This window comes from Olsenella sp. An285 (genome assembly GCF_002159625.1).
GTDB lineage: Bacteria > Actinomycetota > Coriobacteriia > Coriobacteriales > Atopobiaceae > Thermophilibacter > Thermophilibacter avicola.
Genome location: NZ_NFIZ01000005.1, coordinates 117,381 through 132,579, shown reverse-complemented (window position 1 = coordinate 132,579; position 15,199 = coordinate 117,381). Strand labels below are relative to the sequence as shown.

General features: G+C 67.1%; 14 protein-coding genes. 7 read left to right on the top strand and 7 right to left on the bottom strand.

Annotated elements, in window-relative coordinates; translation table 11 throughout:
• Positions 1-106 precede the first annotated feature (106 nt).
• From B5F79_RS04980 to mscL, 3 genes are all read left to right on the top strand, one after another.
• A complete protein-coding gene (locus B5F79_RS04980; RefSeq protein WP_087218244.1) occupies positions 107-1,651 on the top strand; it encodes a carboxypeptidase M32 in 1,545 nt (514 codons plus the stop codon).
• Positions 1,652-1,742: 91 nt separating this feature from the next.
• The gene (gene dtd, locus B5F79_RS04975; protein WP_087218241.1) at positions 1,743-2,219 is read left to right on the top strand and encodes a D-aminoacyl-tRNA deacylase; all 477 of its coding nucleotides are present in this window, start codon (positions 1,743-1,745) and stop codon (positions 2,217-2,219) included.
• A gap of 78 nt (positions 2,220-2,297) precedes the next feature.
• A complete protein-coding gene (gene mscL / locus B5F79_RS04970) occupies positions 2,298-2,777 on the top strand; it encodes a large conductance mechanosensitive channel protein MscL (RefSeq protein ID WP_087218238.1) in 480 nt (159 codons plus the stop codon).
• A 103-nt stretch (positions 2,778-2,880) separates the two neighbouring features.
• Here mscL and B5F79_RS04965 read toward each other — a convergent pair whose 3' ends face one another.
• The 3 genes from B5F79_RS04965 to B5F79_RS04955 all read right to left on the bottom strand — a co-directional run bounded on the left by B5F79_RS04965 (position 2,881) and on the right by B5F79_RS04955 (position 5,059).
• Positions 2,881-3,846, bottom strand: coding sequence for a type I phosphomannose isomerase catalytic subunit (locus B5F79_RS04965; RefSeq protein ID WP_087218235.1), 966 nt, complete (start codon positions 3,844-3,846; stop codon positions 2,881-2,883).
• Positions 3,847-3,960: 114 nt separating this feature from the next.
• A complete protein-coding gene (locus B5F79_RS11270; RefSeq protein ID WP_158094845.1) occupies positions 3,961-4,512 on the bottom strand; it encodes a TetR/AcrR family transcriptional regulator in 552 nt (183 codons plus the stop codon).
• A 223-nt stretch (positions 4,513-4,735) separates the two neighbouring features.
• Entirely contained in the window at positions 4,736-5,059 is a 324-nt protein-coding gene (locus B5F79_RS04955) for a hypothetical protein (RefSeq protein ID WP_241147255.1), read from the bottom strand.
• 176 nt (positions 5,060-5,235) lie between these two features.
• Between B5F79_RS04955 and B5F79_RS04950 the strand changes: the two genes are divergently transcribed.
• Positions 5,236-6,225, top strand: coding sequence for an alpha/beta fold hydrolase (locus B5F79_RS04950; protein WP_241147254.1), 990 nt, complete (start codon positions 5,236-5,238; stop codon positions 6,223-6,225).
• On the top strand, positions 6,222-7,715 hold the full coding sequence (gene glpK / locus B5F79_RS04945; RefSeq protein ID WP_087218229.1) for a glycerol kinase GlpK: 1,494 nt from the start codon (positions 6,222-6,224) through the stop codon (positions 7,713-7,715). The genes B5F79_RS04950 and glpK overlap by 4 nt, the downstream gene beginning before the upstream one ends.
• A gap of 32 nt (positions 7,716-7,747) precedes the next feature.
• Here the strand turns inward: glpK and B5F79_RS04940 are convergent, their stop codons facing one another.
• Both B5F79_RS04940 and asnS read right to left on the bottom strand, forming a co-directional pair.
• Positions 7,748-8,968 carry a CapA family protein gene (locus B5F79_RS04940; protein ID WP_158094844.1) on the bottom strand — a complete coding sequence of 407 codons (1,221 nt, stop codon included), beginning with the start codon at positions 8,966-8,968 and terminating at the stop codon, positions 7,748-7,750.
• Positions 8,969-9,255: 287 nt separating this feature from the next.
• A complete protein-coding gene (gene asnS, locus B5F79_RS04935) occupies positions 9,256-10,659 on the bottom strand; it encodes an asparagine--tRNA ligase (protein WP_087218223.1) in 1,404 nt (467 codons plus the stop codon).
• A gap of 210 nt (positions 10,660-10,869) precedes the next feature.
• Here asnS and B5F79_RS04930 point away from each other — a divergent pair, with 210 nt between their 5' ends.
• Both B5F79_RS04930 and pyrE read left to right on the top strand, forming a co-directional pair.
• Positions 10,870-12,243: an ATP-binding protein gene (locus B5F79_RS04930; RefSeq protein WP_087218220.1), complete on the top strand. Its 1,374-nt coding sequence runs from the start codon at positions 10,870-10,872 to the stop codon at positions 12,241-12,243.
• A 47-nt stretch (positions 12,244-12,290) separates the two neighbouring features.
• Positions 12,291-12,953, top strand: coding sequence for an orotate phosphoribosyltransferase (gene pyrE / locus B5F79_RS04925; protein ID WP_087218217.1), 663 nt, complete (start codon positions 12,291-12,293; stop codon positions 12,951-12,953).
• A gap of 114 nt (positions 12,954-13,067) precedes the next feature.
• Here pyrE and B5F79_RS04920 read toward each other — a convergent pair whose 3' ends face one another.
• Both B5F79_RS04920 and B5F79_RS04915 read right to left on the bottom strand, forming a co-directional pair.
• Positions 13,068-14,414: a polysaccharide deacetylase family protein gene (locus B5F79_RS04920; protein ID WP_158094843.1), complete on the bottom strand. Its 1,347-nt coding sequence runs from the start codon at positions 14,412-14,414 to the stop codon at positions 13,068-13,070.
• Positions 14,415-14,653: 239 nt separating this feature from the next.
• Positions 14,654-15,169: a nitroreductase family protein gene (locus B5F79_RS04915; protein WP_087218211.1), complete on the bottom strand. Its 516-nt coding sequence runs from the start codon at positions 15,167-15,169 to the stop codon at positions 14,654-14,656.
• Positions 15,170-15,199 lie beyond the last annotated feature (30 nt).

Sequence of the window (15,199 nt, the reverse complement as noted above, 5' to 3'; positions counted from 1 at the left end):
GTGGCCATCTTCTGCGCGGGCGGGTCAGCGCGTCGGCGGACGGGTAAACTGAGAGGGGCGCACGTCGAGCGCGCCGCGACACCCTCACGACCACCGAGGAGCAACCATGGCAGAAACGAACCCCGCACAGCTCAACGCCGCACTCGCCAACCCCCGCGCGGACATGGAGGCGCTCGACTCCCTCGAGCGCACGCTCTTCTCGCTTGGCTACGCAATGGGAGAGATCGGCTCCCTCGGCCCCGTCATCGACCCTCCCAAGGCCACCGAGGAGCGCGCCGAGGCGCTCGCGACCCTTCAGCAGGCCAGCGTGGAGGCCCTCTGCGACCCCGCGGTGGGCGCCCTTCTCGACCGCCTGGAGCAGGAGCCCGAGCTCGTGGGCAAGACTCGCATGTCCCAGATAAAGATCCTCAAGCGCGACCGCGCCGCCCTCGTTGACGTCCCCGCGGAGGAGCAGGCCGAGTTCAGCCGCCTCACCGTGGAGGCCAACGACGTCTGGCGCCGCGCCAAGCCCGCCAACGACTGGGAGAGCTTCGCCCCCTACCTCGACCGCATCGTGGCCGCCCTCAAGTCCATGGCGGCCAAGAAGGACGCCGAGAAGGACCCGTACGACGTCTGGCTCAACGAGTACGAGTGGGGCACCGACCGCGCCTTCTACGACAGGTTCTTCTCGCAGGTAAAGGACTGCGTGGTCCCGCTCCTGGCGGACTGCATGGCCAGCCGCCACAAGCCCGGGCACTCCTGCGTCGACGGCAACTTTGACGAGGAGCGCCAGTGGAAGCTCGCCCGCGACCTCATGAGCCTCGAGGGCTTGGACGAGGGCGCGCTCTGGATCGGCCGCACCGAGCACCCGTTCACGGGCGGCCCGTCGAGGAGCTTCGTGATCATCGCGAGCCACGTCTACCAGGACAACCTCCTCTCCAACGTCTTCTCCATGCTGCACGAGGGCGGCCACGCGCTCTACGAGCAGAACGTCGACCCGGAGTACCGCTACACGTCGCTTCGCGGCGGCACCTCGATGGGCATGCACGAGGCGCAGTCCCGCTTCTTCGAGAACCTCGTGGGCCGCTCCGAGGCATTTGCCGCCCCGCTGCTGCAGCGCCTTGTCAAGCGCTTCCCGGGACAGCTCCGCAACGTGACGCCGCACCTGCTCTACCTGGCCGAGAACTGCGCCGAGCCCGGGCTCGTGCGCACCGAGGCGGACGAGCTCACCTACCCGCTCCACATCCTCGTGCGCTACGAGATCGAGCAGCTCCTCTTCTCCGGCGAGGCCGCGGCGGCGGACGTCCCGCGCCTCTGGGCCCAGAAGTACCGCGAGTACCTGGGCGTGAGCGTGCCGGACAACACGCGCGGAGCCCTCCAGGACACCCACTGGTCCGACGGCTCCTTCGGCTACTTCCCCACCTACGCCCTGGGATCTGCCTACGGCACCCAGCTCAAGGCGGCCATGGTGGCGGGCGGCATGGACTTCGACGGCGTCTGCGCCTCCGGCGACCTCGCGCCCATCCGCGAGTGGCTGCGCGATCGCATCTGGCGCTGGGGCCGCTCCAAGGACTCCGGCGAGCTCATCGAGGCCGCGTGCGGCGAGCCCTTCTCGCCCGTCTACTACACGGACTACCTGACCGAGAAGTTCTCCACCCTCTATCGCCTGTAAATTGGGGACAGTCCCCAATTTACACACATGTTTGATATCAAAGTTTTGTGTCAATTGGGGACTGTCCCCAATTGACAGACGGGAAGGTGACATGAGGGCGCTGATTCAGCGCGTGGAGAGCGCTCAGGTCGAGGTTGAGGGCGAGGTCGTCGGCAGCTGTGGGGCGGGCTACCTCGTTCTGCTGGGCGTGGCTCCCGGCGACGACGAAGCGCTGGCCGAGCGGCTCTGGCGCAAGGTCGCCGCGCTGCGCATCTGCGCGGACGACGCGGGCAAGACCAATCTCTCGCTCGTTGACACCGGCGGCGAGCTTCTGGTGGTGAGCCAGTTCACGCTCTATGCGGATGCCCGCCGCGGCAACCGCCCGTCCTTCACCAACGCCGCCGCCCCGGATCTCGCCGAGCGTCTCTACGAGCGCTTCTGCGAGCTCGCGGAGGCCCAGCTGGGCGTCGGCCACGTGGGGCGGGGCGTCTTTGGCGCCCACATGCGCGTGAGCCTCGTGAACGACGGGCCCTTCACGGTTCTCCTGGACACGGCGGAGCTCGGCTGGGAAACCTCATCTGTTGGTTGAGGCCATATTGGTATGCGCGGCTGAATGCAACCTTGATATGATTGAAATGTTGTGCATCCAAGACAGAAAGGCTCTTGCATGAAGATCGTCGACGAGTTCAAGGAGTTTATCGCCCGCGGCAACGTCATGGACATGGCCGTCGGTATCATCGTCGGTGGCGCGTTCACCGCAATCGTCAACTCTCTCGTTACCAACGTCATCCAGCCGCTGATCACGCTCGTGACCACCGTCTCCAGCACCGCTACCGGCGGCGCGGCCGACGGCGCCACCGAGGCCATCAACAGCCTGCGCTGGCTCGTTCCCGGCACCACCGATCAGTACATCGACCTGGGCGCCTTCATCTCTGCCATCATCAACTTCCTGATCATCGCCTTCGTGGTCTTCTGCATGGTCAAGGGCCTCAACTCCATGCGCGAGCGCATGGACGCCCTTGCCAAGAAGAACGCCGAGGACGAGGCCGCTGCCGAGGAGGCCGCCCCCACCTGCCCGTACTGCCTCGAGGAGGTCAAGCCCGGCGCCACCCGCTGCCCGCACTGCGGCGAGAAGATCGAGGCCTAACAGTTGACAGTTTGACCTGAGCAAACTGTCAAGCAAGAGCGCCGCCCGGCATTGCGTCGGGCGGCGCTTTTTCATGACAGACTACCCTGTCCCCTTTGTCAGGTTACGGCAGGCGAGAGGTCACGAGCGTCATGTCGCCGGCAAACGCCATCGTGCCGCAGCCGGCGGGCGCGAGGAAGTGCGTGCCGCGGGCGATCTCGTGCGTCACGCCGGCCTCGGAAGCGCTCACGGTGCCGGAGCCCTCGATCACGCTCACGCAGAGGAACGGCCACTCCTGCTCCACGTTCTTCTCGCCGGACACGCGGACGCGGTCCACGACGAAGTTGGGGCACTCCATGAGCTCGGTCACGCCGTCCACCTCGGGCGCGGTGACCTCGCCGGACGCAGGCGCCTCCATGCCGTAGTCCACCACGTCGAGGCTCTGCTGGATGTGGAGCTCGCGGGTGCTGCCGTCGTCCTGGACGCGGTCGTAGTCGTAGACGCGATAGGTGACGTCGGAGGACTGCTGGGTCTCCAGGATGAGCGTGCCGCCCTGGATGGCGTGGACGGTGCCGGGCTCGATGGGGAAGAAGTCGCCCACGTGGCACGGCACGAGGTTGAGCATGTCGTCCCAGCGACCCTCCTCGATCATCTGGGCGAGCTCGGCGCGGTCGTGCGCGCGCTGGCCGATCACGATCTTGGTGCCGGGGTCGACGGCCAGGACGTACCAGCACTCGCGCTTGCCCAGCGAGCCGTTCTCGTGCTCCGCGGCGTAGGCGTCGTCCGGGTGCACCTGCACGGAGAGGTGGTCCTTGGCGTCGATGATCTTGACCAGCAGCGGGAAGCGGTCGCCCTCGACGTTGCCAAAGAGCTCGCGGTGCTGGTCCCAGAGCTCGGAGAGGTGCATGCCGTCCCAGGCGCCGCCGGAGACCACGCAGTCGCCGTTGGGGTGTGCGCTGATGGCCCAGCACTCGCCTATGGGGCCGTCCGGAATCTCATAGCCAAAGTCGGTCGCGAGCTTGCGGCCTCCCCAGATCTTCTCGTGGAAGATGGGCGCGGGAAAGATAAGGTCACGCGAAGTGTCGGGCATGGCTCCCCCATTCTTGCCGGGCTGACGGGCACGGATAACGTGTCACCCATCATACTCCCTGGGGCGGCGGAGGGGCCGCGAAGGGGGACGCGAAGGGGGCCGCGCCCGCGCGCCCTACAGCTGCAGGAGGCCCGCCAGGATGAAGTTGAAGACGGTTGCCATGCGCCTGCAGGAGTCCTCGAAGGTGCCCTCGGCGCCGATGATCTGGATGACGGAGCGCACGCAGGTGCCGGCAAGCCAGCTGGCCACGAACTTGTCCTCAACGGCCTCGCGCCCCGCCTTGGGCACGAGCAGACCCTCGTGAATCTTGTTCGCGAGGTCGGCTGCGACCTCGCTCACGAGGATCTCCATGACGGGGTTGTCCTTGTCGCGCGTCATGATCTTGACCACGTCGCTCTGCTCCGCGCACAGCTCGAGGAAGTCTCGCGCGGCCTCGGGGACCTCCTTCTCCCTGCGCCCCTCAAGGGAGCGGGAAAGCGGCACCTCGTGGTCGACCGAGGAGGCGAGCATCTGGGCAAGCGGCTCCATCACAGGCGCCACGACAGTCCTGAACAGGTCTTCCTTGTTCTTGAAGAAGAAGTAGAGCGCCCCGGTGGTAACCCCGGCCGAGGCGCAGATCTGACGAAGCGAGGCACCCTTGTAGCCCCGCAGTGCGAACTCCCTCATGGCCGCCTTGAGGAGACGGTCTCTGGTATCCGTGCTCGCAGGTTGCGCGTGCAACGCCATGGCAGCCCCCGTTCCCCGATGACGAGTCTGGCCAGAACCTCACGTACCGTTTTTTGTTCAGTATGAAGTAGATAGCCTGTTACGTTGCCGAGACGGGTGAGTTTTTCTCCGCCCACGGGCCATCACAATCAAAAGTGCAGGTAAAAGGGCTGGGATGCATCACCTATTGGGTGTCCTCCGAGACATTCGAGCCGTGACCGTGAAGGTGGAGGTGCGGAAGGTGGAGCCCGAACTCGTGGATGTGCCGATGGGCGTCCTGCGGACGGCAGAAGCGCTCGCAGACGTTCGACGTCCTCAGGTACTCCTCTCCAAACGGGTCGACCGCGGGGACGAGGTCGCGCGGACTCTCCGCAAAGTGGTCCTCGGGGCTGGTGTGCACGTGGGGGTTGGCAAGCGTGTAGCCCCGGCTGCACGAGCCCTGGTACATCCCGGACTCCTCGTGAAGGGTGAAGGTGCCGAAGACGCAGTCGACACAGTGAAAGCCCATGGTTCCTCCTCTGACAGTCCGTAGAGGATGGTACCCCAACGCGAGCGGTCATATCCTCCCGGCGGGCGGGGCAGCCGTGCAGAGCCCGCGAATGACGAGGATACTTCAAAAAGCAGTAAGGCCGCTGAGGACAGGGGCGACTAAGACGAGGGCGAGAAGAGCGCGGAGGTGGGCACGTGACCGCACCAGAGAACGGGCGCGAGGGGCTGCTCAGGCGCGAGGGGCTGCGCTTCCCCTCGTCCGACGGGCGCTCCACCCTTCGCGCGCTCGTCTGGTGGCCGGAGGGGGCGCCCGAGCGGCGGCCGCGGGGCGTCGTGCAGGTCGTCCACGGGATGGCCGAGCACGTGGAGCGCTATGACGCCTTCGCCCGCCTCCTCGCGGCAGAGGGCTTCGTCGTCTGCGGAGACGACCACATCGGCCACGGCGCCTCCGCTGACCCGAGCCGCTACGGCTGCCTGCCGGCGCGCGGCGGTGCCGAGGCGCTCGTGGAGGACGAGCATCAGCTGCGCGTCCTTCTCGCCCAGTGCACGGGCGAGGGCGTGCCCCACTTCATCTTTGGCCACTCGCTGGGAAGCTACATCGCCCGCGTCTACCTTGCGGAGCACGGGGCGGGCGTCTGGGGCGCCGTCCTCAGCGGCACCGGCACGCTCCCCGTGGCCGTCTCCTGGGCGGGCCACGCGCTCGCGCGGCTCACGTGCGCGCTGCGCGGCGAGGACCACCTCTCGAAGCTGCTCGACGCCATGGGCGTGGGCGGCTACGCGCGCGCCGTGCCCGGGCCTACGGGCTGCGAGTGGCTCAGCCATGACGAGAAGAACGTGGCGTCGTACGTCGACGACCCCCGCTGCGGCTTCATGTTCTCGGCCGGGGGCTATGCCGCCGTCACCAAGCTCACCGCTCGCGCGTGCTCCCTCTCCTGGGCGCGCCGCGTGCCGCGCGACGTGCCGCTGCTCTTTGTCTCCGGGGCGGAGGACCCCGTGGGGGACAGGGGTCGCGGCGTGAGGGCGGCGGCCGAGCTCGCGCGGCGCGCCGGGCAGCGCGAGGTGGACGTGCACATCTACGACGGCATGCGCCACGAGATCCTCAACGAGAAGGACGGGGCGCGCGTGATGGAGGACGTCCTCTCCTGGATATGCGCGCACCTTGACGAGAGGGGAAGCCAGCCATGAGCACACCCAGGTATGTGATAGCGCTCGACCAGGGAACCACCTCATCGCGCGCGGCCCTCGTGGACCGCGCCGGGCACATGGTGGACGTGGTCCAGCGGCCCTTCCAGCAGATCTTCCCGCAGCCCGGCTGGGTGGAGCACAACCCGCAGGAGATCCTCTTCTCGCAGATCGGGTGCCTCACGGAACTCGTGGCACGCCACGGGCTCACGGCGGCGGACGTCGCCGCAATAGGCATAGACAACCAGCGCGAGACCACCATCGTGTGGGACCCGTCCACGGGCGCGCCCGTGACGAACGCCATCGTGTGGCAGTGCCGGCGCACGGCGGACATGGTGGAGCGGCTCTGCGGCTCGCCGGAGGTGCGCGAGATGGTGCGCGCCAAGACGGGCCTTCTGCCCGACGCGTACTTCTCGGCCAGCAAGATCGCCTGGATCCTAGAGAACGTCCCTAGCGCGCGAGAGCGCGCGGAAGCGGGCGAACTCCTCTTTGGCACGGTGGACACGTGGCTCATCTGGGTGCTCACGGGCGGGCTCGTGCACGCGACGGACCCCACCAACGCAAGCCGCACGATGCTCTACAACATCCACGAGGGACGCTGGGACGAGGAGCTGCTCGCGCTCTTTGGCGTCCCCGCGTCCATGATGCCCGAGGTGCGCCCGAGCTCCGGCTTCTTTGGCGAGACGAGCTATCCGGGGCTCCCCGCCGGAATCCCCGTCACGGGCGTGGCCGGCGACCAGCAGTCCGCTCTCTTTGGGCAGTGCTGCTTCGACGCGGGGCAGGCCAAGAACACCTACGGCACCGGTTGCTTCATGCTGCTCAACACGGGGTCGGTGGCGCGCGAGAGCGAGCACGGCCTCGTGACCACCATCGCCGCGGCTCCTCCCGGGGTCGCCGAGACCCAGTACGCGCTCGAGGGCTCCGTCTTTGTGGCGGGCGCGCTCATCCAGTGGCTGCGCGACGAGTTGGGCATCGTGAGGACCGCCGCCGAGACCGAGGCGCTTGCTCGGAGCGTGCCGGACACGGGCGGCGTGCACATCGTGCCCGCGCTCACCGGGCTGGGAGCCCCCTGGTGGAAGCCGGACGCGCGCGGAGCGATCCTGGGCCTCACGCGCGGGACCACGCGCGCCCACCTCGCGCGGGCGGCGCTCGAGGCGCTCGCATACCAGATCCGCGACCTCGCGGACGCCATGGCGGCGGACGCCGGCGGCGCGCTCGACGTCCTCAACGTGGACGGCGGCGCCTCGGCAAACGACTTTCTCATGCAGTTCCAGGCAGACCTGCTCGGCTGCGAGCTGCGTCGCCCGGCCAACACGGAGACCACGTCGCTCGGCGCGGCCTACCTGGCGGGACTTGCCTCCGGCTTCTGGGGCAGCACGGACGAGCTGCGCGGCCTGCGGGAGACCGACGACGTCTTCCGGCGGACGATGGAGCCGGAGCGGGTGGACGCCCTTCTTGCCGGCTGGCACGACGCCGTGCGCCGCGTGCTGTAGCCCAACGGGGCTGACAGCCCCGTCCCCCCCCGTCACGGCCGCCAGGTGAGCTCGCAGCTCGCGGAATCAAAGCCGTCGCCCAGGAGGCCGGCACAGAAGTCCACGCACGCCTGGCGCGAGAAGTTGCTCTCGGTGACGTGCACGTTGTTGACAGCCGCGAGCTCCTCCGTGTAGTCCGCAAGGCGGTACGTGGTGAAGTCCGTGCCCGCCGCCTTGTGCGTCACCAGCGCCGTGAGCCGACACTCGGTGACGGACGCGCCGCCGTCCGCGAGGGACGCCCGCACGTGCGCCATCCCGCCCACCATGGTCTCCATGTCGTTCTGGTTGGACGTGAAGTTGCCCAGGGACCAGAAGACCGGCACCGAGCGCCCGTCGGACGCCGCCAGCACTTCGAACGGCTGCAGCACGTGGGGGTGGCCGCCCACGATGACGTCGACCCCGGCATCCGCGAGCACCTGCGCCCAGTGGCGCTGGCTGTCATCCGGCGCGGTTACGTACTCCTCGCCCCAGTGGGGGCACGCCACCACGAGCTCCGCCCCCGCCTCGCGTGCGGCCGCCACGTCCGCCGCGATGGTCCCCTCGTCCACCATGCGCACGGCCCAGAGCTCCGGCAGCGGGATGCCGTTGGTCATGGTGGCGTAGCTCAGAACGGCAACGACGTGTCCCTCGCGCTCGATGACGGGCGGCACGTCGGCCGCCTCCTGACTGTCCGCGATACCCGTCACCAGCACCTCCGGATGCGCCGAGCGCCAGTAGGCGAGCTCCGCCGCGATGCCGTCCATGCCGCGATCAAGCGCATGGTTGTTGGCGTGGGTGATGACGTCGAATCCCGCGGCGACCTCCGCGTCTCCCACTTCCTGCGGGCCGTTGAAGGCAGGGTAGCCGGAGAGTCCCAGCGACGCGCCGCCCAGCGGGCTCTCCTGGCTGGCCGCGGCCACGTCAGCGGCAGCTATGTCATCTGCCACCTGCGCAAAGAGGTGCGCATAGTCGCGCGTGCCGTCCGGCATGAGGCCCGTGTCCTGCACCGTGTCGTGCAGCAGGACGTCCCCCACCACCAGAATCTCCAGCTCGACGGGAGACGGAGCGGGCTCGACGGCCTCCCCTCCCCCGGACGCCTGGTCGTAGATCGTGACGTCCTCGCGCCCGGGCTCCGGTTCGGACACAGATGCGGCAGAGCAGCCCGCAAGCGTCCCCAGCCCCGCAAGGGCGGCGGCCGAGAAGAACGAGCGGCGCGTGAGTATGATGCGTGCCATGGGGACCTCCTCGCCGGGGGCGAACGTGGCCCCATTGTCGCACGTTCTTCTCGGCGTGCCGCACGTTCTTCTCGCCATGCGGCCCGGCGCCCCCTCGCCCTGCGGCCCCAAACGATGCAGGTAGTCTCTCTAAAAACGCCCTAAGGTTGTCGAGTTGTTCCCGCGCTTAATGCAAGAACCACCACCTGTCACGTTTGGAACGTGGCGAGAGGGGCGGAGGGAGGACGCGGCGAGAAGAACCTCGAGACAGCGAAGGGGCCGGCGCGCGGCCGGCCCCGAAGCTCACGTTAGAAGTCCGCGTTGCCCACGGTGCGCGGGTGCGGGATGACGTCGCGGATGTTGTCGACGCCGGTGAGGTACATGACCATGCGCTCGAAGCCCAGGCCAAAGCCCGCGTGCTGGCAGCCACCATAGCGGCGCAGGTCAAGGTAGTACTTGTACTGCTCGGGCTCCATGCCCAGCTCCGCGATGCGGCGCTCGAGCACGTCCAGGCGCTCCTCGCGCTGCGAGCCGCCCACGATCTCGCCGATGCCCGGCACGAGGCAGTCCACGGCGGCCACGGTCTTGCCGTCATCGTTGAGGCGCATGTAGAAGGCCTTGATCGCGGCGGGGTAGTCGGTCACGAAGGTCGGGCGCTTGAAGTGCTCCTCGGTGAGGAAGCGCTCGTGCTCGGTCTGGAGGTCAGAGCCCCAGTCGATCGGGTACTCGAAGACGTGGCCCGCGGCAGCGGCCTCCTGCAGAATCTCAATCGCCTCGGTGTAGGTGACATGCGCGAAGTCGGAGGTGGCCACGTGGGTGAGGCGCTCGACGAGGCCCTTGTCCACGAACTTGTTGAAGAACTCCATCTCGTCCGGGCACGCGTCCATCACGTAGTTGATCACGTACTTGAGCATGTCCTCGACGCACACCATGTCGCCCGCGAGGTCGCAGAAGGCCATCTCGGGCTCCACCATCCAGAACTCGGCGGCGTGACGACGCGTGTTGGAGTTCTCGGCGCGGAACGTGGGGCCAAACGTGTAGACGTCACCAAAGGCAAGCGCGAAGTTCTCCGCCTGGAGCTGGCCGGAGACCGTGAGGTTGGCGGCGTGGCCGAAGAAGTCCTGGGACCAGTCGATCTCGCCCTTCTCGGTGCGGGGCGGGTTCTCGAGGTCGAGCGTGGTCACGCGGAACATCTCGCCCGCGCCCTCGGCGTCGGAGGTGGTGATGATGGGCGTGTTCACGTAGACAAAGCCACGCTCCTGGAAGAAGCGGTGGATGGCATAGGCCGCCACGGAGCGCACGCGGAAGACGGCGCGGAAGAGGTTAGTGCGGCTGCGCAGGTGCTGCTGGGTGCGCAGGAACTCACGGGTCTGGCGCTTCTTCTGCATGGGGTAGTCCGGCGCGGAGGCGCCCTCCACCACGATCTGGGCCGCCTGGAGCTCGAAGGGCTGCGGGCGGTCCGGCGTGAGCGCGAGCGTGCCCGTGACCACGAGGGCCGATCCCACGCCCGTGGCCGCGATCTCGTCGTAGTTGGCGAGCTTCTCGCGGTTCATGACGACCTGCAGGTCCTTGAAGCAGGAGCCGTCGTTGAGCATGACGAAGCCAAAGTTCTTCATGTCGCGGACCGAGCGGACCCAGCCGGCCACGGTGACGGTGGTGCCACCGAGCTGGTCCATGTCCGCGAAGAGCTGAGAGATGTGGGTGCGTTCCACGGGTACTCCTCCGAGGTTCTTCTCGCCTGTAATGAGCCTCTGTAACTCTAGCGCAACGCACGGGACGGCGCTTGCAGGGCCCGTGGCAAAGGAGCGTCGTGACACCCAGCTGGCAACCCTGCATGACCAATTTTGAGAAAACTGGTCATATAAGATTACCAGTTTTAGTAATATTGGTAATATGAAGTTACCAGTTGTGGAGGTCATAGCATGAACGAAACCATCGCGGTCATCCTCCGGGAGTTCTCCCTCGACCTCTATCGACCCATCGTGCCGCGTGACCTCGACCTGGGCGAGCCCCTCGCCCCCCGTGCGGGCAACCTCGTCAAGGTTGTCACGGGAATGCGGCGCTCAGGCAAGTCCTACCGCCTGTACCAGGAGATGGACAGGCTTCTTGCGACGGGCGTTCCCGAGAGGCGCATCTGCTACTTCAACTTCGATGACGATCGATTGGGTCCCGTAACCCCACGCACGGGCGACGACCTTCTCGAGACCTTTCGCTACCTCAACCCCGAGACGCAATCTGAGGAAGGAATCTACCTCTTTCTGGACGAGCTCCAGGAGATGAGCGACTGGGGTCGCTGGCTTCGCCGCATCGTTGACACCACCCGCGCGACCATCTATGTGACCGGATCGTCGTCAAAGATGCTATCAAAGGAGATATCCACCGAGTTCCGCGGCCGCGCACTTGACTTCGAGCTGCTCCCCTTCTCCTTCGGCGAGGTTGTCTCCCTCGACCCCGCGCTCGCCGCCCATCGGGAGGAGCCGATTCACGCCCCCTCGAGCCAGGCTCAGTTCCAGGCCCTTCTCGACGCATATCTCGACAAGGGCGGGTTCCCGGCAGTCCAGGACCTGCCGCGACCGAGGGCAAACGCCCTGCTCCAGTCATACGCCCAGCGCGTCGTGGCCAAGGACGTAGTGGAGCGCCACAACCTGTCCCGCCCGCGCGTCGCCTCCGCCCTGGCAACGAGGCTCCTCGGCCTCAATGCGCGGCAGCTCTCTGTGAGAAAGATCGAGAACGACCTGCGCTCGGCAGGCCTTGCCACGGGACGCGGATACCTTGCGGGTCTCGTCTCGTACTTCGAGGAGGCGTATCTGCTCTTTCAGGTCAAGGAGTTCTCGCGCTCGCTCTCCGAGAGCACGACCGCCCAGCCAAAGGTCTACGCGGTAGACCCGGGGCTTGCGCTCGCCAACAGCCGGGCGGGGGTGAACGATCGAGGCCAGCGGCTCGAGAACGCCGTGTATCTGGAGCTGCGCAGACGAAACCCCTCCGCACGCGAGGGGACCATATCCACGCTCCACACCCACGAGCACGGATACGAGATCGACTTTGTGGTTGGCGACGTCCTCGATGGTGCTCCGTACCAGCTCGTCCAGGTCACGGACCGCATGGATGACCCCGAAACCGCCAAGAGGGAGACTCGCGCGCTCTGGGAGGCGATGCGGGAGTCGCGTCTCGACGAGGGGCTCATCGTGGTAGGAAACGGCCCAGCGGCGACATACGAGTCAGAGGCCGGTCGTATCGCGCAGGTGCCCGCGTGGAAGTGGCTTCTCTCGGACGATGCGGGCGCCGCGGACAAGTAGAATCTAGCTACGCACACGACGCGGCTTGGCCGCCGGAAGGAGAGCACATGGAAGCCTACAAGCGCGAATTCATCGAGTTCATGGTGGAGTCCAACGTCCTGAAGTTCGGCGACTTCACGCTCAAGAGCGGGCGCAAGTCTCCCTTCTTCATGAACGCGGGCGCCTACGTCACGGGCTCCCAGCTCAAGCGCCTGGGCGAGTACTACGCCCACGCCATCCACGACAACTTTGGCCTGGACTTTGACGTGCTCTTTGGGCCGGCGTACAAGGGCATCCCCCTGGCCGTGACCACCGCCATCGCCCTGCACGACCTGTACGGCAAGGAGGTCCGCTACTGCTCCGACCGCAAGGAGGAGAAGGACCACGGCGCGGACAAGGGCGGCCTGCTGGGCACCAAGCTCGCCGACGGCGACCGCGTGGTCATGATCGAGGACGTCACCACCTCCGGCAAGTCCATCGACGAGACCTACCCCAAGGTGACGGGCGCCGCCAACGTGGAGGTCAAGGGCCTCATCGTGAGCCTCAACCGCATGGAGGTGGGCAAGGGCGGCGTCGTGACCGCCCAGCAGGAGATCCAGGAGAAGTACGGGTTCCCCGTGGCGAGCATCGTCTCCATGGCCGAGGTCGTCGAGGCCCTCGACGGCACCGTCATCACGCCCGAGCTGCGCGCCGCGATCGACGCCTACTACGAGCAGTACGGCGTCAAGTAGCGAGAAGAGCGGTACGAACGAGGACGGGCCGGGGCGCTTTGAGCTGCGCCCCGGCCCGTCTCCTGTTGCTGATACTTTCCCGGGTTGACAGTTTGACCTGAGCAAACTGTCAAGCTACTCCACCACCTCGGAGGCCCAGACGTGGCCCTCGGGTATGGTGGCGTTTCCGGAGGCCACCGACTCGGGGATGCGGCTGTCCGTGGCCAGGAGCTCGTTGATGGTCACCAGCTCGTAGCCCTGACCCTGCAGCGTCTCGATGATCCGGGGCAGCGCCTCGACGTCCTGGTCTCGGTTGCCGCCGCCGTCGTGCATGAGGATGATGCTGCCACTGGTGACGCCCAGCGTGCAGTTCTCCACGATGGTGTCAACGCCGGGCAGCTCCCAGTCAAGGCTGTCGAGGTTCCAGATGATCGAGGCGGAGAAGGTGCCGCCGGAGGCCGCCCACGTGCTGGTGTCGAGCGCACCGTAGGGCGGGCGCAGCACCGTGGTGTCGCCGCCGCCCGCGGAGGAGATGGCGGAGAACGTCTGCGTCACCTCGGAGCGCAGCGCGTCCGGGTCGAGCAGCGTGAGCTGCTCGTGGTTCTGGGTGTGGGAGGCCACCTGGGAGCCCTGGTTCTTGATGGCCTGCACGAGGCCCTCGTTGCCGGGGATCTGCGAGCCGAGGCAGAAGAAGGTGGCACGCGCGCCGTACTTGCTCAGGATGTCCAGGTACCGCTGCGTGTACTTGCTGGGGCCGTCGTCAAACGTGAGGGCCACGACCTTGCGGCCGTTCTCGGGCCTGACGTTGACGCTCTCGATCTTCACGTTCTGGACGGGCTCGATGACCTCGCCCTCGATGGCCTCGCCGGAGATGTCTCCCACCGTGAACTTCTGACGGCCCGTCTTGCCGTACTGGGAGACAAACGTGACGGCGCCCACGCTGCTGGCAGGCTCGAGCTTGGGCTGGGACTCGCGCTCCTCCTCGTGGGAGGACTCGGTCACGTCCGTGCCGTCGCCAAAGGAGATGGCCTCGTTGCCCTTGGCGCGGAAGGAGCCGATCTCCCCCTCGGTGAGCTCGTCGCCGTTGACCTTCACGGTGAAGGCAGTGCCGCCCCCCTCCTCCAGGACGTTGCCGCCCACGGAGACGAGGTTGCCCGGCTTGGGCGAGACGCCCGAGACGGACAGGATGTCCGTGAGGCCGGAGTCGATCTTGACCTCGGCGGACTGCCCGTTCACGCTCACGTAGACCGTGCGGTTGAGCCACATCCATACGCCACCGCCCACGATGACGGCGATGACGAGAAGGGCGATGAGGGTGATGCCGCGCCCGCCCCCCGAGCCGCCATTGCTGGGCTTGCGGCGCTGAGGAGAGGAGCCGCGCCCGGAGGGCTGCCTACGGGCGGCCTCCGCACGCAGGTGGGGCGGCGCCGTGCGGGTGCGCGACTGGGGCTGATACTGACCACGAGAGTAGTTCTCGCTCATTGATTCCATCCGTTCGTGCTGGTTCCTGCTGATGTGGGGACGCACGCGACAGGGCGGCGCCCGACCCTCAGCCTACCAGTTTGGGCATGAGGAATCGGTGACGGTTGCGTCACTTAACCGCTGGTACACTGAGCCAACACGAGTCGCGCGCTTGACAGATTGCTCAGGCCAAACTGTCAAGAGCGTAAGCAACTTGACAGTTTGGCCTGAGCAATCTGTCAAGCGCGGGCACCGCCGCACTAGAGGCGGGAGACGAGCTCCTCCTTGGGCTTGCGCTCGAAGTGCTTGGCCGCGGGCTCGTCGCCCTCCGCGGGGTAGCCCAGCGGGAAGAGCGCCACGAGGTCGTAGTCCGCCGTCTCGGGGAAGGCCTCCTTCACCGCCGGCGCGTCGAAGTGGCCCACCCACGTGGTGCCCAGACCAAGGTCGTGCGCCGCCAGCATGACGTGCGTTCCCACGATGGAGGCGTCCACGTCCGCGAAGTTGCGACCGTCGTACTTGCGCACCCACGCCTCCGCGGGGGCGGCGCCCAGCATGAGGATGATCTTGGCGCCAAAGTTGAAGCGCGTGAGCGCGGAGAGGCGCTCCACCGCCTCCGGGCTCTCAACGACCCAGATGTGCCAGGGCTGCTTGTCCACCGCGGTGGGGGCGTCAACGGCAGCGTCGAGGAGCGCCTCGATCTTCTCGGCCTCGACGGGCGCGTCCGAGAAGGCGCGGCAGGAGTAGCGATCGTGCGCGAGCTGCAGGAAGTCGGTCATGGGAGCCTCCTCACATCGATGGACACCTCG